Annotated in this window: 18 protein-coding genes; 5 read left to right on the top strand and 13 right to left on the bottom strand. The window is 70.2% G+C overall.

The features are described from left to right. Positions 1-18 precede the first annotated feature (18 nt). The 3 genes from ACIRON_RS09295 (at position 19) to ACIRON_RS09285 (ending at position 2583) form a co-directional block, all read left to right on the top strand. Positions 19-612, top strand: coding sequence for an anthranilate synthase component II (locus tag ACIRON_RS09295; protein WP_402991936.1), 594 nt, complete (start codon positions 19-21; stop codon positions 610-612). Continuing rightward, positions 609-1847 (top strand): anthranilate synthase component I family protein, encoded by a 1239-nt coding sequence (locus ACIRON_RS09290; protein ID WP_402991933.1) that lies wholly within the window; start codon positions 609-611, stop codon positions 1845-1847. The genes ACIRON_RS09295 and ACIRON_RS09290 overlap by 4 nt, the downstream gene beginning before the upstream one ends. A 61-nt stretch (positions 1848-1908) precedes the next feature. Beyond that, the gene (locus ACIRON_RS09285; RefSeq protein WP_402991930.1) at positions 1909-2583 is read left to right on the top strand and encodes a GntR family transcriptional regulator; all 675 of its coding nucleotides are present in this window, start codon (positions 1909-1911) and stop codon (positions 2581-2583) included. A gap of 51 nt (positions 2584-2634) precedes the next feature. On the opposite strand, the gene ACIRON_RS09280 is transcribed toward ACIRON_RS09285, so the two are convergent. The 3 genes from ACIRON_RS09280 to ACIRON_RS09270 form a co-directional block, all read right to left on the bottom strand. Continuing rightward, positions 2635-3801, bottom strand: coding sequence for an FAD-binding oxidoreductase (locus ACIRON_RS09280; RefSeq protein ID WP_402991927.1), 1167 nt, complete (start codon positions 3799-3801; stop codon positions 2635-2637). 18 nt (positions 3802-3819) lie between these two features. Next, positions 3820-5070 carry an SRPBCC family protein gene (locus ACIRON_RS09275; protein ID WP_402991924.1) on the bottom strand — a complete coding sequence of 417 codons (1251 nt, stop codon included), beginning with the start codon at positions 5068-5070 and terminating at the stop codon, positions 3820-3822. 265 nt (positions 5071-5335) lie between these two features. Beyond that, complete coding sequence (locus ACIRON_RS09270; protein ID WP_091048087.1) at positions 5336-6118, bottom strand: IclR family transcriptional regulator; 783 nt, start codon at positions 6116-6118, stop codon at positions 5336-5338. 239 nt (positions 6119-6357) lie between these two features. Between ACIRON_RS09270 and fdhA the strand changes: the two genes are divergently transcribed. Then, positions 6358-7569, top strand: coding sequence for a formaldehyde dehydrogenase, glutathione-independent (gene fdhA, locus ACIRON_RS09265; protein ID WP_402991921.1), 1212 nt, complete (start codon positions 6358-6360; stop codon positions 7567-7569). 154 nt (positions 7570-7723) lie between these two features. Here the strand turns inward: fdhA and ACIRON_RS09260 are convergent, their stop codons facing one another. Genes ACIRON_RS09260 through glyA form a run of 10 tightly spaced genes read right to left on the bottom strand, consistent with a single transcriptional unit; the run spans position 7724 to position 19376 of the window. Continuing rightward, positions 7724-9043: a bifunctional folylpolyglutamate synthase/dihydrofolate synthase gene (locus ACIRON_RS09260; RefSeq protein WP_402991918.1), complete on the bottom strand. Its 1320-nt coding sequence runs from the start codon at positions 9041-9043 to the stop codon at positions 7724-7726. Continuing rightward, positions 9040-9894: a methylenetetrahydrofolate reductase gene (locus tag ACIRON_RS09255; protein WP_402991915.1), complete on the bottom strand. Its 855-nt coding sequence runs from the start codon at positions 9892-9894 to the stop codon at positions 9040-9042. The genes ACIRON_RS09260 and ACIRON_RS09255 overlap by 4 nt, the downstream gene beginning before the upstream one ends. Next, entirely contained in the window at positions 9891-10751 is an 861-nt protein-coding gene (gene folP / locus ACIRON_RS09250) for a dihydropteroate synthase (RefSeq protein ID WP_402991912.1), read from the bottom strand. The genes ACIRON_RS09255 and folP overlap by 4 nt, the downstream gene beginning before the upstream one ends. After that, entirely contained in the window at positions 10748-11638 is an 891-nt protein-coding gene (locus ACIRON_RS09245; RefSeq protein ID WP_402991909.1) for a bifunctional methylenetetrahydrofolate dehydrogenase/methenyltetrahydrofolate cyclohydrolase, read from the bottom strand. Before ACIRON_RS09245 ends, folP begins: the two co-directional genes overlap by 4 nt. A gap of 24 nt (positions 11639-11662) precedes the next feature. Continuing rightward, positions 11663-13036: an L-serine ammonia-lyase gene (locus ACIRON_RS09240; RefSeq protein WP_402991907.1), complete on the bottom strand. Its 1374-nt coding sequence runs from the start codon at positions 13034-13036 to the stop codon at positions 11663-11665. Further along, positions 13036-13656, bottom strand: a complete 621-nt coding sequence (locus ACIRON_RS09235) for a sarcosine oxidase subunit gamma (RefSeq protein ID WP_402991904.1) — start codon at positions 13654-13656, stop codon at positions 13036-13038. Before ACIRON_RS09235 ends, ACIRON_RS09240 begins: the two co-directional genes overlap by 1 nt. Before the next feature lie 4 nt (positions 13657-13660). Continuing rightward, on the bottom strand, positions 13661-16564 hold the full coding sequence (locus ACIRON_RS09230) for a 2Fe-2S iron-sulfur cluster-binding protein (RefSeq protein WP_402991902.1): 2904 nt from the start codon (positions 16562-16564) through the stop codon (positions 13661-13663). Beyond that, entirely contained in the window at positions 16561-16851 is a 291-nt protein-coding gene (locus ACIRON_RS09225) for a sarcosine oxidase subunit delta (protein ID WP_091048069.1), read from the bottom strand. The genes ACIRON_RS09230 and ACIRON_RS09225 overlap by 4 nt, the downstream gene beginning before the upstream one ends. 12 nt (positions 16852-16863) lie before the next feature. Further along, a complete protein-coding gene (locus tag ACIRON_RS09220; protein WP_402991898.1) occupies positions 16864-18081 on the bottom strand; it encodes a sarcosine oxidase subunit beta family protein in 1218 nt (405 codons plus the stop codon). Next, positions 18081-19376: a serine hydroxymethyltransferase gene (gene glyA / locus ACIRON_RS09215; protein WP_402991895.1), complete on the bottom strand. Its 1296-nt coding sequence runs from the start codon at positions 19374-19376 to the stop codon at positions 18081-18083. The genes ACIRON_RS09220 and glyA overlap by 1 nt, the downstream gene beginning before the upstream one ends. A 111-nt stretch (positions 19377-19487) precedes the next feature. On the opposite strand from glyA, the gene ACIRON_RS09210 reads away from it, so the two are divergent. After that, complete coding sequence (locus ACIRON_RS09210) at positions 19488-20186, top strand: GntR family transcriptional regulator (protein ID WP_402991892.1); 699 nt, start codon at positions 19488-19490, stop codon at positions 20184-20186. The last annotated feature ends 156 nt before the right edge of the window (positions 20187-20342 follow it).

Below are 20342 nucleotides of genomic sequence, written 5' to 3'. Positions count from 1 at the left end.
GTCCTCTGGAGGTGGCCCGTGACCCACACCGTCCTTCCCCGGATCGTCGTCGTCGACCACCACGACTCCTACACCTGGAACCTCGTGCACCTGATCGCCGGCGTCACCGGAGCGCTCCCGACCGTGGTCCAGCACGACACGACGACAGCGGCCCACGTGCTCGGCTTCGACCACGTCGTGCTCTCCCCCGGCCCCGGGCATCCGGCGAACCCCGGCGACTTCGCCGTCGGCGGCGACGTCCTCCGCGCGGGGACGGTCCCGGTGCTCGGCGTGTGTCTCGGCATGCAGGGCGTCGTGACCACCTACGGAGGGCGCGTCGACCGGATCCCGCCCGCGCATGGTGACGTGGCGCGGGTCCGGCATCGGGGCGACCAGCTGTTCTCCGGCGTACCGTCCTCGTTCTCGGCGGTGCGCTACCACTCGCTCGCCGCGACGAGCATCCCGCCCGAGCTCGAGGTCATCGCCGAGACCGAAGGCGGCGACGGCGAGCCGGTGGTGATGGCCGTACGCCACCGATCGCTGCCTCACCTGGGCGTGCAGTTCCATCCCGAGTCGATCCTGAGCGAGCACGGAGCCGCACTGGTCGCGAACTTCCTCGCGGCGACGTCATGAGCACCGAGGAGCGGTTCGTCGAGATGGCGAGCACCCGCCCGCGCTGCTTCTGGCTGGACGCCGGCCCCGGGACCACCCGGCGCTCGATCATGGGAGCACTGCGCGACGACGACGTCTCCCTCACCTACGACGCCACCCGCGGCGAGGTCCTCCGACACCGCGGTGAGGAGGTCCGCCCGGTCGGCACCGATATCTTCGCCGTCCTCGGGGACGAGCTCGCCCGTACGCCCCCGGACGAGATCTGGGTCGGCTACTTCGGCTACGCGTGCCGCCCGGACCTCCCGGCCCGGAAGAGCCGCACGGACGATCCCGCGATGCCGGACGCGGTCTGGATGCGGACCCGGCGCCCGACGGGCTTCGAGCGGTCGCCGGCCCCGGGCCCCCTGCGACACCTAGCGACGGGATCCGTCGCCGAGACCCCGGCCGCCTACACGCGAGCCTTCGACCAGGTGCAGCGAGAGCTGAGGGCCGGCAACACGTACGAGGCGAACCTGACCCACCGGGTCCAGGTGCGCGACGACGTCGACCCGGCTCTCGCCTACCTGCGCCTGCGCGAGCTCAACCCCGCCCCCTACGCAGGCTTCATCCAGCACCACGACGTCCGGCTGCTCAGCTCCTCACCCGAGCGGTACGCCACGATCGACCGGGACCGGATGATCGAGACCCGGCCGATCAAGGGCACCACCCCGCGCGCGGCGTGCCCCGACGAGGACGAGGAGCTGCGCCGGCAGCTGGCGTCGAACCCGAGGTTCCGCGCCGAGAACCTGATGATCGTCGACCTGCTCCGCAACGATCTGGCGATGGTGTGCGAGCCCGGGTCGGTGACGGTCCCGTCACTGATGGCGGTGGAGTCGTACGCATCGGTCCACCAGCTCGTGACGACCGTGCGCGGCAGGCTGCGCGACGGCGTCACCGGCATCGAGGCCCTGCGCGCCCTCTTCCCCGCCGGCTCGATGACCGGCGCACCGAAGCTTCGGACCATGGAGATCATCCGAAGCGTCGAGACCAGCCCGCGCGGCGTCTACTCGGGCGCCTTCGGGTGGATCGCGCCCGACGGCCGGGCGGATCTCGGCGTCGTGATCAGAAGCCTCACCACCCCCGGCGACGGCACCTGGGAGCTCGGCACGGGAGGCGGGATCACCGTCCACTCGACCGCGCACGACGAGTACGCCGAGTCGGGCTGGAAGGCCGAGCGGCTGCTGCGGGTGTTCAGCACGCCGTTGCCCGGCCACTGATGTATCAGTCTAAGATGGTAAAAAGCGCTCAGGCCGGAACAGACAAGTGGGGCACGACTCGATGACGGTTGACGAGATCCTGGCAACGACGGCGACTCCCCCCGCCGGCTCGCTCGCCGAGCAGGCCTACCAGTACATCCGCGAGCGCCTGGTGATGCTCGACATCCGGCCGGGGGCGCCGATCAACGACGGCCAGATCGCCGCGGCCATCGGCATGGGCCGCACGCCCGTCCGCGAGGCGATCAAGCGCCTCGAGGCCGACCACCTGGTCCACTCCTTCCCTCGCCGCGGCACCTTCGCGACGACGATCGACGCGACCGAGCTCAGCGCGATCGCCGAGATCCGCCGCCAGCTCGCGCCGTACGCCTCACGCGCGGCCGCCGAGCGCGCGACCGCTGAGCAGCGCGAGCAGATGCGCGCCCTCGCGGCCCAGATCGGCGAGGGCAAGCTCGGCGACGGAGACCGAACTTCGCTGATGCAGGTCGACAAGGCCGCGCACGGGCTGATCTACCGCTCGAGCGGCAACGCCCATCTGGAGGACATCCTGATCAGGTACGACAACCTGGCCATCAGGATCTGGTGGATGGTCATCGACCGGCTCCCCGACCTGGCCCACCACGTCGTCGAGCAGGCCCAGCTCCTCACCGCCGTCGCCGACGGCGACGCCGACTGGGCCGAGGAGCTCACCCTCGCGCACATCGGCGGCTTCGAGAGCGAGATCCGTCAGGTCCTCTGACGCCCGGGTGGCTGCCAGGTCTGCGACCTGACAGCCACCGGTGCTTCGGGCTCAGCAGTCCAGCTGGATGTCACCCAGAGGCTTGGAGCAGCAGATCAGGACCTTCTGGTTGGCGATCTCCTTGGGCCGGATGCCGCCGTTGTGCTTCATGTCGACCTCTCCGGAGAGCATTGACACCTTGCAGGTCCCGCACATGCCCTGACCGCAGGCGGCCATCGGCCGCATGCCGGCGGCCGTCGCCGCCTCCAGGATGGTCTGGTCCGGACCGCACGTGATCATCCGCCCGCTGCGCGCGAACTCGACGGAGAACCCGGCCGCGGCCTCCTCCTCGGAGTCCTGCTCGATCGGCGGCGCGGCGCTCGGGGCGGGCACCTCGGGAGCGCCGAAGTCGAAGCTCTCCTCGTGATACTTCCCCATGTCGTAGTCGAGCTCTTCGAGCAGCGACTTCGCCGCGGCCATGTAGCCCGCGGGACCGCAGATGAACGTCTCCCGCTCGCCGAGGTCAGGGGCCAGGATCTCGAGCACCGGCTTGGAGATGCGTCCCTGCAGCCCCATCCAGCGCTCGGTCGGGGCGTCGCCCTCACAGATCTCCACCACCCGCAGGTTGGGCATCAGGCGCGCCATCGCCTCCAGCTCACCGCGGTAGATGATGTCTGCCGGCGTACGCGCGCTGTGGACGAAGAGGATGTCCGCCTCGGACCCGAGGTCGTACAAGGTCCGCGTCATCGAGAGCACCGGGGTGATCCCGCTTCCCGCCGAGAGGAACAGGTACTTCGGTGCGTCCTCCTCCGGCAGGACGAAGGCACCCGCCGGGGCGTGCATCGAGATCCACGCCCCGGGCTCCAGGTTGTCGTGGAGCCAGTTCGACACGACGCCGTCGGGGACCCGCTTGACCGTGATCGCCAGTCGGTCGGGCCTGGTCGGCGGTGAGGCGATCGTGTAGCAACGAGTCATCAGCTCGCCGTCGATCTCGACCCGGATGGTGATGAACTGTCCGGCCTCGAAGTCGAAGGGACGTCGCTCGGGGGTCGTGAAGACGAAGGTCTTCACGTCATGGGTGACGGCCAGGACCTGGCTGCACACCAGGTCCATCACGTCGCTCTCGGCCCAGCAGGGCTCCAGCATCCGCTTGCTGCGGACGGGGGCCGGGCGGCCGTTCTGCAGGCCGAACGAGTTCGGCTCCGACACCGCGGGGATGTCGGTCTCCAAGATCGTCATGTCTCCTCCGACCTGCGGCTAGGCGTTGGCTCGGACACGTTGGACATACCAGGTGATGAAGGCATCGACCTCACCCTCGACGACCGAGTAGGGACCGGGGACGTATCCCGGGTCCGTCACCCCTCGCTGCGTGCCCTCGACCAGGACGCGGTCCTGGTCGTTGGTGGCACGCCACACGGAGGTGAGCGACTCGACCGAGTAGTCGACGCCCTCGACGGCCTCCGGGTTCACCAGCCAGGTCGTCCGCACCAGCGTCCGGTCGACGGCGAGCGGGATCACCGAGAAGACCACGGCGTGGTCACCGAGGAAGTGGAACCACGAGTTGGGCTGCATGTGCAGCGACAGGTCGCCGAACCGCGGGTCCTCGATGGCACCCATCAGCTTCGCGCAGAGTTGCTGCCCGTCCGGACCGAACGACGCGCCCGCGCCGTCGAGCGGGAGGTGGGAGAGCTGGAACCCCGTCGTACGGCCCTCGAGCTCGCAACGCTCCTCGTGGGGGAAGCCGATGGCGTCGCGCGCCTTCTCGAGCTCCGCCTGCGCCACCTGGTAGCGCTCGAAGGTCGACTGCATGCGCGGCGGGACATCCTTGGCCTCGTAGCGGCTGATCGGGAAGTACGCCGTCACCAGCTCCGGGTGGGAGGCGTCGCAGTGGTGGCACTCCCGGTTGTTCTCCATCACCAGCTTCCAGTTGCCCTCCTCGACGATGTCGGTCTGATGGGCGACCTTCGCCGAGGCGAGCGAGTAGGGCTTGAGGTAGGGCTCGAGGAACTCAGCAACCTCGTCGAAGTCGGCCGGCGGCTCGTCGGCGAGGCAGAGGAAGACCAGCCCGCCGACAGCACGGACGTTGACCGGCTTGAGCCCGAACTTGTCGTACTCGAACGTGTCCGCCTGCGACTCGGCGAAGATGAGGCTGCCGTCGACCCGGTAGGTCCACTGGTGGTAGGGACACACGATGTTGCCGATCGAGCCGCAGGCCGACTCGAGCAGTCGCGACCCGCGGTGCCGGCATACGTTCCGGAAGGCGCGGACGTTCTCGTCGTCGTCGCGAACGACGATGACCGAGTGGGCGCCCACATCGATGGTGACGTAGTCACCGGGATCCGGGATCTCCGCCTCGGCGACAGCGAAGATCCAGTGCTGGCCGAAGATGACGTCGAGATCCTGATCGTAGATCTCCGAGCTGGTGTAGAAGGGCGCCTCCAGGCTGTAGCCGGATGCTCGCCTGTCCGCCAGGGACGCCAGATCCACAGGCGTCGTTTCGATGCTCATTCGCGTCACGTTGATGTCTCCCACGCTCAAACCGGGCAGATTCCGGGTTCAGATACGGCGGTCCGCCAGACGGCGGTTGTTTCACTCTGCAAAACTGCTGCGCAGAACGCAACACGATTCTGACGCGCACATCGAGACGCTGTCAACGGGTCCTCTGGATTCCCTCAGAGGATTTACATCCGCGTCACGACGTACGCGAGGGGCCCGCATGCACCAGGCATGCGGGCCCCTCGAGGTGCCGAGTCGTCGCCTCGGCGGGCACGGTTCACTCGGCCTTGGGGAAGCCGTTCCGCTCGGAGATCGCCGCGGCGGCCGCGAGCACGTGCTCGGCCAGCTCGGGCGCCTTCTCGGCAGTGATGCGGAACGACGGCCCCGACGCCACCACGGCAGCGATCACCCCGCCACCCAGCGAACGGATCGGCGCGGCCACCCCCGTCAGGCCGATCTCGTGCTCGTCGACCGAGAAGGCATATCCCAGCTCACGGACCTCGGCGAGCTGCGCCTCGAGCTTCTCGGGGTCGACCACCGTCTCCTCGGTGTAGGACTCCAGGCCGCCCTCCAGGATCCGCCGACGGTCCTCGGGCGGCATGTTCGCCAGGAAGACCTTGCCGGACGCGGTCGTGTGCAAGGGGCTCCGCTGACCGACCCAGTTCACCGAGGTGATCTCGGCGCTCCCGATCACCTGGTCGATGGTGATGGCCTCCTCGCCGTCATTGATGACGATGTTGACCGTCTCGCCGACCGCATCGGCCAGCGCCATGCAGATCGGCCGGCTGGTGACCGAGATGTCGTGCTTGCGGGTCGCACCGGCAGCCAGCTGGATGACGCCGTAGCCGAGCTGATAGTGCCCGCGACTGCTGTTCTGCTCCACCAGCCCACGAGCCTCGAGCGTCGCCAGCAACCGGAAGACCGTGGACTTGTGCACCCCCAGCTCCTCGGAGATCGGCGTGACGCCGACAGCACCCCGACGGGCGAGCACCTGGAGGATGGAGATGGCCCGGTCGACCGAGTGAACAGTCGTGCTCCGTGTTTCGCTCGTGTTGCTCATGCTGAAACAGTATGCCTCCCACGCAGATTCTCCTCGCCGCCGCCTACCGCCGGTCGGGCGCGGCACGCGCGACCAGGCACCGCGGCACAGGGCCTGAAATCAGTCGGACCAGGGTCTTGATGCGGGCACCGTCGACGGTCTAGTTTGTTTCATATAGCGCTCTTGTTTCGCTATGAGAAACATCCCTGCAACCTGATCACGCCGGACGCCCCCATCCGGGGGCAGGAAGAAGAGACGCCATGGCAGACAACAGAGTCGTCGTCTACAAGGGGCCGGGCGAGGTGGCCGTCGAGTCCATCGAGTACCCGAAGCTGGAGCTCCCCCAGGACGTTGTCAGCGGCCTGGGCATCAAGCGCGCCGCGCCGCACGCGGTGATCCTCAAGCTCGTGACCAGCAACATCTGCGGCAGCGACCAGCACATGGTCCGTGGCCGGACGACCGCACCCGTGGGTCAGACGCTCGGTCACGAGATCACCGGTGAGATCGTCGAGATCGGCGACGACGTCCTCTTCCACGAGGTCGGAGACATCTGCTCGGTCCCGTTCAACATCGCCTGCGGCCGCTGTCGCATGTGCAACGAGGGCAAGACCGGCATCTGCCTCAACGTGAACCCGGCCCGGGCCGGCGCGGCGTACGGCTATGTCGACATGGGCGGCTGGATCGGTGGCCAGGCGGAGTACGTCATGGTGCCGTTCGCCGACTTCAACCTGCTGAAGTTCCCCGACCGGGACCAGGCCCTGGAGAAGATCCTCGACCTGACGATGCTCTCCGACATCTTCCCGACCGGCTACCACGGCGCCTACACCGCGGGTGTCACCACGGGGTCGACCGTCTACGTGGCGGGTGCGGGCCCGGTCGGGCTCGCCGCGGCGTACTCGGCCCAGCTGCTCGGGGCCGCGACCGTGATCGTCGGCGACATGAACGCGGACCGGCTGAAGCAGGCCGCCAGCTTCGGCTGCGCGACCGCGGACCTGTCCTCCGGTGACTCGCTGGCCGACATCATCGCGGACATCCTCGGCGAGCCGGAGGTGGATGCGGCGATCGACGCGGTCGGGTTCGAGGCCCGTGGCCACGGCCGCGACGCCGCCGAGCAGCCTGCGACCGTCCTCAACGACATCATGGACGTCGCGCGTGCCGGCGCCTCCCTCGGCATCCCCGGCCTGTACGTCACCGGCGACCCGGGCGCCGTCGACGACGCCGCCAAGCAGGGGCAGATCGGCGTACGCCTCGGTCTCGGCTGGGCCAAGTCGCACACCTTCGTGACCGGTCAGTGCCCGGTCAAGCAGTACAACCGCCAGCTGATGAACCTGATCCTCGCCGACAAGGCCCACATCGCCGACGCCGTCAACGCCAAGGCGATCAGCCTCGACGAGGCTCCGGAGAGCTACGCCGCGTTCGACAAGGGCGCGGCGACCAAGTACGTCATCGACCCGCACGGCATGGTGCGCTGAGCCGCACTCGCCGGTCGAGCCGGAGTCGTGAGGAACGAGCGACTCCGTGTCGAGACCAACACAGCCGACCCGAGCGCCGAGGGGACTGTGTTGGTCTCGACACGCCTTCGCCTAGCGGCTCCGGCGGCTCGACCAGCCGTGGTCGAGCCGCCGGTCACAGGCCCAGCAGGCGGCGGGCCTCCCCCACGGTGACGACGGAGCCGGTGACCAGCACCTGGGCCTCCTCGGAGAGGGTCGAGGCCGCCGCGGTCGCCTCGACGAGCGCGTCGGCGAGGTCGCCGACCTCCACGACGCGGTCGGCGCCGAGGACCGCTCGCGCAGCGGCGGCGGTCTCCCGGGACGACAGCGACCGCGGGCTGCTGTTCCGCGTGCAGATCATCGTGGTCACGACGGGCTCGAGCGCGGCGAGCATGCCGACGAGGTCCTTGTCGCCCATCGCGGCGAGCACGGCGACGGTCGGTCGCGGGCCGAGGTCGGAGAGGCCGGCCGCCAGGGCCCGGGCGCCGTCGGGGTTGTGGGCGGCGTCGAGGATCACGGCGGGGGTTCCGGGCAGCACCTCCAGCCGCCCCGGTGACCGGGCCGAACCCAGCGCCCGACGCAGTACGTCCAGCGGGATCGCCTCTTCCAGGAGCGCCTCGACGCTCGCGACGGCGAGCACGGCGTTGTGTGCCTGATGCCGGCCGTGCAGGGACAGCGGCACGTCGGGGTAGTGACCCGCGAGGCCGTTCACCGAGATGACCTGGCCCGCACCGGACGCTCTCCGGCCGCCCAGCCCGAAGTCGCGCCCCTCGACCATGAGCCGGGCGAGATGCGCGTCGGCGTGCGCCCGCAGGAGCTGCTCCACCTCGGGGGTCTGCCTGGCCGTCACGGCCAGCGCTCCGGCCTTGATGATCCCGGCCTTCTCCGCGGCGATGTCGAGCCTGGTCGGGCCCAGCTGGTCGACGTGGTCGAGGCCGATGGGGAGGATCGCGGCGACCGGGGCGTCGATGACGTTGGTCGCGTCCCACATCCCGCCCATGCCGACCTCGACCGCCGCGACGTCGATGCCGGCGGTCGAGAACGCCTGGTAGGCCATGGCGACGGTCATCTCGAAGAACGACAGCGGCGTGGGACTCTCGCGGTCCACGGCCTCGGCCGCCGGTGCGACGTCCCGGTAGGCCCGGACGAAGCCGTCGGGCGAGATCGGGTGGCCGCCGATGCTGATCCGCTCCCGGATGTCGGCGAGGTGAGGACTGGTGAACCTGCCGACGCTCGAGCCCAGCTCGAGCAGGATCGCCTCCACCATCCGGGCGGTGCTCGTCTTGCCGTTGGTGCCGGTGATGTGGATCGACCGGTAGCCGTGCTGCGGCCGGCCGAGCGCATCCGTCACAGCCCGGATGCGCTCCAGGGACGGGGCGATCCTGGTCTCGGGCCAGCGGGCGAGGAGCCGCTGCTCCACCTCGGCGACGTCGAGGTCGAAGCCGATGCTCGTCACTGTGGGTCTCCGCCCAGTCGGGTCAGCAGGTCGCGGCGCCAGGCCTCGGTCTCGGCGACCTGGTTGAAGGTGAACAGATGCAGGCCCGCGACCGCGGCCTCCGGGCCGTCCAGGTCCGGGGCCGCCCGGGTGAGGAACCGCTCGGGCGAGAACCCACCGGGCGCGGCGATCCGCGCGAACATGCCCGTGTTCTTGGCGAGGAACCTCGTCGACTCCCCCACCCCGATCTTGGTCGCCATGGTGAGGAGCTTGGCGCGCTCGACCGGGCCGGGCAGCCCGACGAGGATCGGGGTCGTGACGCCTCGGGCCCGCACGCGGCGTACCCAGTCGGTGAGGGCGCCGGGGTCGAAGGTGAGGTTGCTGACGATCTCGGTGGCGTGGTGGCGCTTGTCCCACATCGCCTGGACCAGGCGGTCGTGGATGATCGTCGGATGGTCCTCCGGGTAGCCGGCGACGCCGACGTGGCCGAACGGGTCACCGAGGTCGACGAGGGCCTCGAGGAGCTCCAGCGCGCCGGGGAATGCCCCGGGCCGCTCCGCGTCCCCTGCCGGCACGAAGATCTTCCCGATGCCGGCCGCCTTCAGCCGAGCGGTGATCTCGGCGAGCTCGGCCCGGCTCGAGACCATCCGCGCGGCGAGGTGCGGTACGACGTCGTAGCCGTGTTCCGCGAGCCGGATCGACAGGTCCACGGTCGCCTCCAGGCCCTTGGCCGGGGAGGCGGTCACGGTGACGGTCCGGCCGGCGGGGAGGGAGGTCGTGACGACCTCCTCGATCCTCGCGGTGGGCAGGACCTCGTAGCGAGCCGCGAGCAGCAGGCGGCGTACGACCGCGGCATCCGAGCGACGGCTCATCGCTTCGCTGCCCGGGCGCCGACCAGGTCCACCGCCACCGTCGGTCCACGCAGGCGCGCGGCCACCCGGGAGGCGGCCGCGGCGCCGGAGACCGAGTGGACGCGTACGCCCCAGGCTCCTTCCGCCGCGGCGATGGCCGCGACCGCGTCCGATGCCTCGTCCCGGTCGGCCGGGACGTCCGGTACACGTCGTCCGTACGCCGCCGCCTCGGCGAGGAACCGCTTGCGGGAGGCCCCGACGAGGAGTGGGAACCCGAGACCTCGCAGGGTCGGGAGTGCCGAGAGCAGCTCCCAGGACTGGGCGGCGGTCTTCGCGAACCCAAGGCCGGGGTCGAGGACGATGCGCTCGGGACGTACGCCTGCGGCGAGCGCGGAGTCGACCCGGTCACGCAGCTCGGCGCAGACGTCGTCGACGACCGAGTCGTAGAAGCAGTAGTCGTCCATCCGGGTGGAGTGCGCCCGCCAGTGCATGAGTACGCAGGTGACGTCCGCCTCGGCGAGGAACGGCAGCATCCCGGGGTCGGCGAGGCCGCCGGAGACGTCGTTGACGATGACGGCACCGGCCTCGACGGCGCGCTGGGCGACCGAGGCGCGCATGGTGTCGACCGAGACCGGGAAGCCGCCCCGGGACAGCGCCTCGACCACCGGGACCACGCGGGCGAGCTCGTCGGCCTCGCTGACCCGCTGGGCGCCGGGCCGGGTGGACTCGCCGCCGACGTCGAGGAGGTCGGCGCCGTCACGCATCAGCTCGAACCCTCGGCGTACCGCGGCATCGACCTCGAGGAACCTGCCGCCGTCGGAGAAGGAGTCGGGGGTGACGTTGATGATGCCCATCACCTGGCAACGCTGCTCGCTCATGTCAGCGCCCCGGCGATCGCCTCCCTGGCAGCCAGCTGCTGTTCGGCGATCTCGACGATGTTGGTCAGCAGCATGGCGCGGGTCATCGGCCCGACGCCACCGGTGGCTCCGGTCATCTTGCCGGCGACGACGTCCACGTTCGGGTCGACGTCGCCGAGGATGCCCTCGATGGTGCGGGTGATGCCGACGGAGAGGACGGTGGCGCCGGGGCTGACCCAGTCGGGCTTGACCAGGTGGGCAACGCCCGCGGCGGCGACGATGACGTCCGAGGCCCGGGCGTGGGCGGCGACGTCACGGGTCTCGATGTTGCACAGGGTGACGGTGGCGTGCTCGGTGGGCCGCGTGAGCATGAGCCCGAGGGGCCTGCCGACGGTCAGACCGCAGCCGATGATGCAGAACCGTTGCCCGGTGATCGGCACATCGTGCTGCCGCAGCAGCTCGATGATCCCGCGCGGCGTGCACGGCAGCGGCGCCGGAGTGCCGAGCACGAGCTTGCCGAGGTTGGTGGGGTGGAGACCGTCGGCGTCCTTGTCCGGGTCGATGAGCTCCAGGACCCGGTGGGTGTCGACATGGGGCGGCAGCGGCAGCTGGACGATGAAGCCGGTGCAGGCCGGGTCGTCGTTGAGCTGCCGCACCGCGGCCTCGATCTCGGCCTGCGAGGCACTGGCGGGGAGCTCGATCCGGATCGAGGCGATGCCGACCTCCGCACAGTCGCGGTGCTTGCCCGCGACGTAGGAGTGGGAGCCGGGGTCGTCGCCGACGAGGATCGTGCCGAGGCCGGGGTCGATCCCGGCCTCGTGCAGTGCCTTCACCCGCACGGCGAGCCCGGCCTTCAGATCAGCGGCGACGCGCTTGCCGTCGATCTTCGCTGCGGTGGTGGTGGTCATCTGCTTCTCCTTCTCGCGGGGCCGTCAGCATTCGATGACGTTGACGGCGAGGCCTCCGCGGGAGGTCTCCTTGTACTTGATCTTCATGTCGGCCCCGGTCTCGCGCATGGTCTTGATCGCAGCGTCGAGGGAGACCCGGTGGCTGCCGTCGCCACGGGCGGCGATGCGGGCGGCGTTGATGGCCTTGTTGCTGGCGATGGCGTTGCGCTCGATGCAGGGGATCTGCACCAGCCCGCCCACGGGGTCGCAGGTGAGCCCGAGGTTGTGCTCGATCCCGATCTCGGCCGCGTTCTCGACCTGCTCCGGGGTGCCACCGAGCACCTCGCACAGGGCGCCGGCGGCCATCGCGCAGGCCGAGCCGACCTCGCCCTGGCAGCCGACCTCGGCGCCGGAGATCGACGCGTTGATCTTGAACAGGATCCCGATCGCCGCGGCGGCGAGCAGGAACCTCACGATCCCGTCCTCGTCGGCGCTGGGCACGAACTTCTCGTAGTAGTGGAGCACGGCCGGGACGATGCCCGCGGCGCCGTTGGTCGGAGCGGTCACGATCCGGCCACCCGAGGCGTTCTCCTCGTTGACGGCCAGCGCGAAGAGGTTGACCCAGTCCATCGCCCGGAGCGGGTCGGTCTCGTCCGTGGAGGCGTGCAGATGGGCGTACAGACCGGGGGCTCGGCGAGGGACCTTCAGCCCGCCGGGGAGCGTGGGTTCGACGCGGGTGCACCCGTTGTGCACGCACTCCTGCATGACCGACCAGATGTGCAGCAGCTCGTGGCGCACCTCTTCCTCCGTACGCCACGCCAGCTCGTTGGCCATCATCACGTCGCTGATCCGCTTGCCCGACTCGGCACAGACCGCGAGCAGCTCCGCGCCGGTGGTGAACGGGTACGGGATCGGGGTCGCGTCCTCGACGATCCGGTCGGCGCCGGCAGCGTCCTCGTCTACGACGAAGCCGCCGCCGACCGAGTAGTAGGTGCTCTCCTGGAGCACCTCCCCAGCGGCGCCGAAGGCCCGGAAGACCATGCCGTTCGGGTGGGCGGGGAGGGTGCGGGTGCGGTGCATGACGACGTCGTCGGCGTCGAGCTCGATGTCTCGGGCACCGGCGAGGTTCAGCCGACGGGTGGCACGGACCTCGGCCACCCGAGCGTCGGCGTTGTCCGTGTCGACCGTCTCGGGCCGGTTGCCCTCGAGACCGAGGATGACCGCCTTGTCGGAGCCGTGCCCGTGGCCGGTGGCACCGAGGGAACCGAACAGCTCCACCTGGACCCGGGCGACGGCATCCAGCAGCGAACCCGCCTTGAGCGCGTCGGTGAACTGCACCGCCGCTCGCATCGGGCCGACCGTGTGAGAGGACGACGGCCCGATGCCGACGGAGAACATGTCGAACACGCTCAGTGCCATCAGCCGGATCCCAGAACCTTGAACTCGGCCATGGCGTCGATCAGCCAGCGGCCCAGGTAGTCGGCGAACGAGGCGCGCGGCAGGATCCGGTAGGAGTCGGTGCCGACCTTCCACAGCAGCACCGGGACACGCCCGATGTTGGTGGCGACCGCCGTGCCGGTGGCGAAGGCCCTCGGGTGCAGGTCGAGCGGGCAGCCCTTCTCCAGGACCGCCTGCGCCGAGGGGCCCTCGAGCCGGAGGGTGGTGCGGTTGGCCGAGAGGTCGACGACCGCGGCAGCACCCTCGGACACGCCCGCACGCAGGTAGGAGGCCAGGGTGGAGCCGGCCACGCTCTGCGAGATGACCAGGTACTCGTCGGGCGAGAGCCACAGCACGACCACGTCGTGGCCGGTGGCGACCTCACCGCAGCGGGCGGGGAGCTCTGCGCCGAGGATCTGGGCGAGGCGGTCCCGGTCGGCCGAGCCGACCGGCACCCGCAGGCCCACCATGGTGAGGAACTGCTCCTCGCGCACCCGCACCCCGAAGGCTCCCGTGACACCGGCGACGAGGAAGTCGCCGTGCAGGTGCTGGGCCGGGCTGACGCGCAGATCCGAGGTCTTCTTGTCGATCGGTTCGATCATGGTCTCAACCATCGCGACGGGTTCCTTCCGGGTCGTAGAGGACGGTTTCAGCGACGACGACGTCGACCAGTCGGTCCCCGACCGGCGCGACGAGGGTCTGGCCGATGCGGTTGCGGCCATCCTTGATGAGTGCCAGCGCGAACGAGCGTCCGAGCGCGGCGCTGTGGTAGCTCGAGGTCACGTGCCCGACCATCGGGACCGGTCCCTCGGCAGGGGTGATCGGCGTACCCGCCTCGACCAGCTGGGTGCCCTCGGGCAGCCTGAAGGACTTGTCGACGGGCAGCACCGAGACGAGGTGCTTGCGGTCGGTGCGGGAGGTGTCGGCCCGCTGGTAGGACCGCTTGCCGACGAAGTCCTTCGCCTTGGAGACGATCCACTCCATGCCGGCGTCCTGGGGCGTGACCGTCCCGTCGGTGTCCTGACCGACGATCGGGTAGCCCTTCTCGGCGCGAAGGACGTGCATGGTCTCGGTGCCGTACGGGGTGATGTCCCAGTCCTGGCCGGCGGCGTGGATCTCCTCCCACACCTGCTGACCGAACCAGGTCTCGACGTTGACCTCGAAGGCGAGCTCTCCGGAGAAGGAGATCCGGCACACCCGCGCCGGGATGCCCGAGGCGAGCGTCGTCTCGCGGAACGTCATGAACCCGAACGCGTCGTTGCTGACGTCGAGGTCCGGGGCGATCCGGGCGATCACCTCACGCGACCGGGGGCCGACGACGGCGACGGTGGCCCACTGCTCGGTCACCGAGGTGAAGCTGACGTCCAGGGTCGGCCACTCGGTCTGGTGCCACTCCTCGAGCCAGTCGAGGACCTTGGCGGCGCCGCCGGTGGTCGTCGTCATGAAGTAGCGGCCCTCGTCGATGCGGAGCGTGACGCCGTCGTCGAACATCATCCCGTCGGGCGTGCACATCACGCCGTAGCGGGCGGATCCGGGGGCGAGCTTCTTGAAGGCGTTGGTGTAGATCCGGTTGAGGAACTCACCGGCCTCGCTCCCCCACACCTCGATCTTGCCCAGCGTGGTCGCGTCCATCATGCCGACGGACTCGCGGACCGCGGCGCACTCGCGGAGCACGGCCTCGTCGAGCGACTCGCCGTTGCGCGGGTAGTACCAGGGCCGCAGCCACTGGCCCACGATCTCCATCTCGGCACCCTGCGCGACGTGCCAGGGGTGGATCGAGGTCAGCCGGGCGGGGTCGAACAGGTCGCCCCGCTCGCGACCGGCGAGCGCGACGAACGGGATCGGAGCGTACGGCGCCCGGTACGTCGTGGTGCCGATCTCACCGGGGCTGCGCCCGTCGTTGAGGGCGGCCGCGATGACCCCGATGGCGTTGACCCCGGACGTCTTGCCCTGGTCGTTGGCGGTGCTGATCGAGGTGTAGCGCTTGATGTGCTCGACGCTGCGCATGCCGGCCCCGGTCGCCCGGAGCACGTCGTGCACGGTCTGGTCGCGCTGGAAGTCGACGAAGTGGTCGACCAGGTCGTCCAGCGGTACGCCCTCCTCGGCGGCGAGCCACAGAGCGCGGGTCGTACCGTCACCCGTCGCTGCCGGGAGCGGCCCGGCCGGGGCCTCGTCGGCGAAGCCCGTGGCGAGCAGCGCCGTCGCCGCGGCATGCCGTCCTTCGGCGAGGCACGCGTCGAGGGTGTAGCTGCCGCGGGCGGACCCCACGACCTGCTGGCCGGCGACCTCGCCGGCCGGGACGAACCCGGCCAGGTCCTCGTCCCAGCGGACCTTGCCCTGCCGCTGGCTGTGCAGGTGGACCACGGGGCTCCAGCCGCCGGCGACGGCGACGACGTCGCAGGCGATCTCTCGCCCCTCGCCGACCGCGGCTCCACCGGCGTCGATGGCGGACACCGTCGCGGAGGTGACCCGCGGGTCGCCGGCGGTGTCGAGGACGGCGGAGCCGAGGACGACCTCGATGCCGGCCTCCTCGGCACGACGGGCGGCCTCGGACCGCTCGGCGCGGGCGTCGACGACGGCCGCTACCCCGACTCCGGCGGCGGCCAGGTCGGCGGCGACCTCGTAGACGCTGTCGTTCGTGGTGGCGAGCAGGACGTCGGAGCCCGCGGCCACGCCGTAGCGGTTCAGGTAGGTGCGGACGGCGGAGGCCAGCATGACGCCGGGGCGGTCGTTGTTGCCGAACACGAGCGGACGCTCGTGCGCACCGGTGGCGACGACGACCTGCTGTGCCCGGATGTGCCACAGACGCTGTCGCGACAGGCCGGCGAGCGACTCCTTGGTGGCGGCGTCGAGGTGGTCCAGCCGGCTCTCGAGGGCGATCACGTAGTTGGCGTCGTAGCTTCCGAAGGCGTTGGTCCGGGTGAGGACCGTGACCTCGGGGGCTGCCGCGAGCTCCTCGGTGACATCGCGCAGCCAGGTGTCGCTGTCGACGCCGTCGATCGTGAGGGCGCGGATGGAGAGGAGGGACCCGCCGAGCTCGGGCTGGTCGTCGACGATGATCACCCGGGCGCCGGTGGCGGCGGCGGTCCGCGCCGCGACGAGCCCGGCGGGGCCGGCACCGATGACGAGGACGTCGGTGTGGACGTACTTCTTGTCGTAGACCGCGGTGTCGTTGCCAGGGTCGAGATCGCCGAGGCCGCTGAGGTAGTCGGCCTCGAGGCCGTCGACGAGCTCGACGGTCGTGGCCGGGAGCATCGACTCGGTCACCGAGTCGCCGGGGCGCCGCACCTTGACCAGCGCGTTGGACTCCTCGAGCCCGGCGGCGAGTACGCCACGGGGGCGCTGCCGGTAGAGCGAGGGACCGCACTCGAGCACGCCGTTGGCGATCAGTGCCGAGGCGAGGGTGTCACCGGCGTGGCCGGCGTACTCCTGGCCGTCGACGCTGAAGGCGAGATGGGTCGATCGGTCGATGCGGCCGCCGTCCGTGAGGCGGTGGGACGTCGTGTTCACTGCGAGTCTCCATCCAGGGTGGGGCGTGGCTCGCCGTTGCGGTAGACGGCGGCGATGCGGTAGGTGACGGTGTCGCGAAGGACGTTGAACCACTTGCGGCAGCCGGAGCTGTGGACCCAGCGCTCGGCGAAGATGCCCTTGGTGTTCTCGCGGTAGAAGAGGTAGCGACCCCACTCCTCGTCGCTGAGGGTGCTCGGGTCCTCCGGGTAGGGGACGTGGGCCTGACCGCCGTAGTGGAACTCGGTCTCGTCGCGGGCGCCGCAGTCGGGGCAGCTGATGAGGATCATCCTCGGCTCCTTTCAGTGGGCCACGGCGGCGGCGCCGTGCTCGTCGATGAGGGCACCGGTGCTGAATCGCTCGAGAGCGAACGGCGCGTTGTACTCGTGGGGCTCGTCGTGGGCGATCGTGTGCGCCAGCGTCCAGCCGGCACCCGGGGTGCCCTTGAAGCCGCCGGTCCCCCAGCCGCAGTTCACGTAGAGCTGGTCGATCGGTGTCTTGCTCACCACCGGGGAGGCGTCCGGCGTGACATCGACGATGCCGCCCCAGGTCCGCAGCAGATGCGCACGGGCGAAGATCGGGAACAGCTCGACAGCCGCCGCCATCTGCTCCTCGATCACGTGGAACCCACCGCGCTGGCCGTAGCCGTTGTAGGCGTCGACACCCGCGCCCATGACCAGCTCGCCCTTGTGGGCCTGGGAGACGTAGACGTGGACGTGGTTCGACATCACCACGGTGGGATGGACCGGCTGGTGGAGCTCGGAGACGAGCGCCTGGAGCGGGTGCGACTGGATCGGCAGGTCGAAGCCGGCCATCTCGGCCAGGACGCTGGAGTGCCCCGCCGCGCAGAGCGCGACCTTGCCGGCCGCGATCGTGCCGCGACTGGTCTGCACGCCGACGACCCGGTTGCCGTCCTTGACGATGCCGGTCACCTCGCAGTCCTGGATCAGGTCGACACCGAGCTCGTCGGCCTTGCGGGCGAACGCCCAGGCGACGTGGTCGTGCTTGGCGATGCCCGCGCGCGGCTGGTAGGTCGCGCCGAGGACCGGGTAGCGGATGTCGTCGCTGGTGTTGATGATCGGGCAGACCTCCTTCACCTGGTCGGCGTCGAGCCACTCCGCGTCGACCCCGTTGAGGCGGTTGGCCTCGCAGCGCCGCACCGAGTCGCGTACGTCCTGCAGCGTGTGGGCCAGGTTGAGCACGCCGCGCTGGCTGAAGAGGAAGTCGTAGTCGAGCTCGTCGGGGAGCACCTCCCACTGCTTGAGGGAGTGCTCGTAGATCGCCGCCGACTCGTCCCACAGGTAGTTGGACCGGATGATCGTCGTGTTCCGCGCCATGTTGCCGCCGGCGAGCCAGCCGCGCTCGAGGACGGCGACGTTGGTGATGCCGTGGTTCTTGGCCAGGTAGTAGGCCGTCGCCAGGCCGTGCCCGCCGCCGCCGATGATGACGACGTCGTAGGACGACTTGGGCTCCGGGTTGCGCCAGAGGAAGTCGGGGTGCTCGGGGAGCAGGTCTGCCATCACTCGGCTCCGTTCGACTCGAGGAGGTGGGGGTAGAGCGGGTGCTTCTCGGCGAGGTTCGTGACCCGGGCGCGCAGCACCTCGGCCGTCTCCTCGGTGAAGTCGTCCTTCAGCGCGGCCGCGATGATGTCGGCAACCTCATCGAAGTCGGTGTCGCCGAACCCGCGGGTGGCGAGCGCGGGCGTGCCGATCCGCAGGCCGGAGGAGACCATCGGCGGGCGCGGGTCGAACGGGACCGCGTTGCGGTTCACGGTGATCCCGATGCGGTGGAGCCGGTCCTCGCCGTCCTGGCCGTTGAGCTCGGAGTCGCGCAGGTCGACCAGCACGAGGTGGACGTCCGTGCCGCCGCTGACCACCGAGACCCCCGCGGCCGCGACGTCGTCGGCGAGCAGCCGCTCGGCGATGATGCGGGCACCCCGCAGCGTACGCTCCTGGCGCTCGCGGAACTCGGGCTCCGCGGCGACCTTGAAGGCGACCGCCTTGCCGGCGATGACGTGCTCGAGCGGTCCACCCTGCTGGCCCGGGAAGACCGAGGAGTTGATCTTCTTGGCGATGGCGGGGTCGTTGCTGAGGATGACGCCGCCGCGCGGGCCGCCGAGGGTCTTGTGCGTGGTCGAGGTGACGACGTCGGCGAAGGGCACCGGGTTCGGGTGCAGGCCGGTCGCGACCAGGCCGGCGAAGTGGGCCATGTCGACCATGAGGCGCGCGCCGACCAGGTCGGCGATCCGGCGGAACTCCGCGAAGTCGAGCTGGCGGGGGTAGGCGGACCAGCCGGCCACGATCAGCTTGGGCCGGTGCTCGAGGGCGAGGCGCTCGACCTCGGCCATGTCGATCAGGAAGTCCTCGCGGCTCACCTCGTAGGGAACGACCTGGTAGAGGCGGCCGGAGAAGTTGATCTTCATCCCGTGGGTCAGGTGGCCACCGTGGGCGAGCGAGAGGCCGAGGATGGTGTCGCCGGGCTCGAGGAGGGCGAACATCGCGGCGGCGTTGGCCTGGGCGCCCGAGTGCGGCTGCACATTGGCGTACTCCGCGGAGAAGAGCGCCTTGAGGCGGTCGATCGCGAGCTGCTCGATGACGTCGACGTGCTCGCAGCCGCCGTAGTAGCGACGGCCGGGGTAGCCCTCGGCGTACTTGTTGGTGAGAACCGATCCCTGAGCCTCCATGACGGCGGCGGGAGCGAAGTTCTCCGAGGCGATCATCTCCAGCGTCGTCTGCTGGCGGCTCAGCTCGGCATCGATCTGCGCACGGACCTCGGGATCGAGGTCCGCGAGCGAGGCGGTCAGGACGTCAACCACGATGAACTCCCAAACTCTTGAAGTACGATTGATATATCAGTTCTGGATGACCAGTATGCTTGGTAGCGAAGACCGCTGTCAACGGTCCAGATCAGAAAGCGGTGACATCGAATGACCGACGTTCAGACACCCGTCCGGACGGCGAGCGGCCCAGGAATCAGCCCAGCGATCAGCCCCGTGACCTCGCTGGCGTACGCAGCCTACGAACGCATCCGGGACCGGCTGATCATGCTCGACATCAGGCCGGGCGAGCCGATCAACGACGGCAGGCTCGCGGAGTCCCTCGGGTTCGGCCGCACCCCGGTGCGCGAGGCCCTCAAGCGCCTGGAGACCGACCATCTGGTCGTCTCCTACCCGCGCCGGGGCACGTTCGCGACGGCCGTCGACGTGACCGAGCTGGGCGCGATCTCCGACCTGCGCCAGCAGCTCGAGCCGTTCGCCGCGAACCGGGCGGCGAGCGCCGCCACCGAGCCGATGCGGGCCGAGCTGCGAGCCATGGCCGAGCGGGTGCGCGGGCTCGACGCGACCGGCGACGACCGGTCCACGCTGATGCGCCTCGACATGTCGGTGCACCGGATGATCTACCGCGCGACCAGCAACAAGCACCTCGAGGACGTGCTGATCAGGTACGACAACCTGGCGACGCGGATCTGGTGCCTGGTCGTCGACAAGCTCCCCGACCTGGCCTCCCACATCTGTGAGCACGCCCAGCTCCTGGACGCGATCGCCGACGGCGACTCCGAGCGCGCCGAGCGGCTGACCCGCGAACACATCGACAGCTTCGCCACCGAGGTCCGCCGCGTCCTCTGACCGCGTCGTTCGAAATATGCGATCGGGGGGCGGGCCCCCCCCCCCGCGCCCCCCCCCCCCCCCCCCGCCCACCCCCGCCCCCCCCCCCCCCCGGGGGCGCCCCCCCCCCCCGGGGGGGGCGGCCCCCCCCACCGCCGGCCCCACTACAACAACAAG

Source organism: Nocardioides sp. NPDC101246 (assembly GCF_044767415.1).
GTDB lineage: Bacteria > Actinomycetota > Actinomycetes > Propionibacteriales > Nocardioidaceae > Nocardioides.
This window is presented reverse-complemented; position numbering and strand designations above follow the sequence as displayed.

Bases quoted from the DNA above. Each gene is read 5' to 3' on its own strand.
- ACIRON_RS09290 (WP_402991933.1), top strand. From the start codon at position 609: ATGAGCACCGAGGAGCGGTTCGTCGAGATGGCGAGCACCCGCCCGCGC.
- ACIRON_RS09285 (WP_402991930.1), top strand. From the start codon at position 1,909: ATGACGGTTGACGAGATCCTGGCAACGACGGCGACTCCCCCCGCCGGC.
- ACIRON_RS09280 (WP_402991927.1), bottom strand. From the start codon at position 3,801: ATGACGATCTTGGAGACCGACATCCCCGCGGTGTCGGAGCCGAACTCG.
- ACIRON_RS09275 (WP_402991924.1), bottom strand. From the start codon at position 5,070: ATGAGCATCGAAACGACGCCTGTGGATCTGGCGTCCCTGGCGGACAGG.
- ACIRON_RS09270 (WP_091048087.1), bottom strand. From the start codon at position 6,118: ATGAGCAACACGAGCGAAACACGGAGCACGACTGTTCACTCGGTCGAC.
- fdhA (WP_402991921.1), top strand. From the start codon at position 6,358: ATGGCAGACAACAGAGTCGTCGTCTACAAGGGGCCGGGCGAGGTGGCC.
- ACIRON_RS09255 (WP_402991915.1), bottom strand. From the start codon at position 9,894: ATGAGCCGTCGCTCGGATGCCGCGGTCGTACGCCGCCTGCTGCTCGCG.
- folP (WP_402991912.1), bottom strand. From the start codon at position 10,751: ATGAGCGAGCAGCGTTGCCAGGTGATGGGCATCATCAACGTCACCCCC.
- ACIRON_RS09245 (WP_402991909.1), bottom strand. From the start codon at position 11,638: ATGACCACCACCACCGCAGCGAAGATCGACGGCAAGCGCGTCGCCGCT.
- ACIRON_RS09240 (WP_402991907.1), bottom strand. From the start codon at position 13,036: ATGGCACTGAGCGTGTTCGACATGTTCTCCGTCGGCATCGGGCCGTCG.
- ACIRON_RS09235 (WP_402991904.1), bottom strand. From the start codon at position 13,656: ATGATCGAACCGATCGACAAGAAGACCTCGGATCTGCGCGTCAGCCCG.
- ACIRON_RS09225 (WP_091048069.1), bottom strand. From the start codon at position 16,851: ATGATCCTCATCAGCTGCCCCGACTGCGGCGCCCGCGACGAGACCGAG.
- ACIRON_RS09220 (WP_402991898.1), bottom strand. From the start codon at position 18,081: ATGGCAGACCTGCTCCCCGAGCACCCCGACTTCCTCTGGCGCAACCCG.
- ACIRON_RS09210 (WP_402991892.1), top strand. From the start codon at position 19,488: ATGACCGACGTTCAGACACCCGTCCGGACGGCGAGCGGCCCAGGAATC.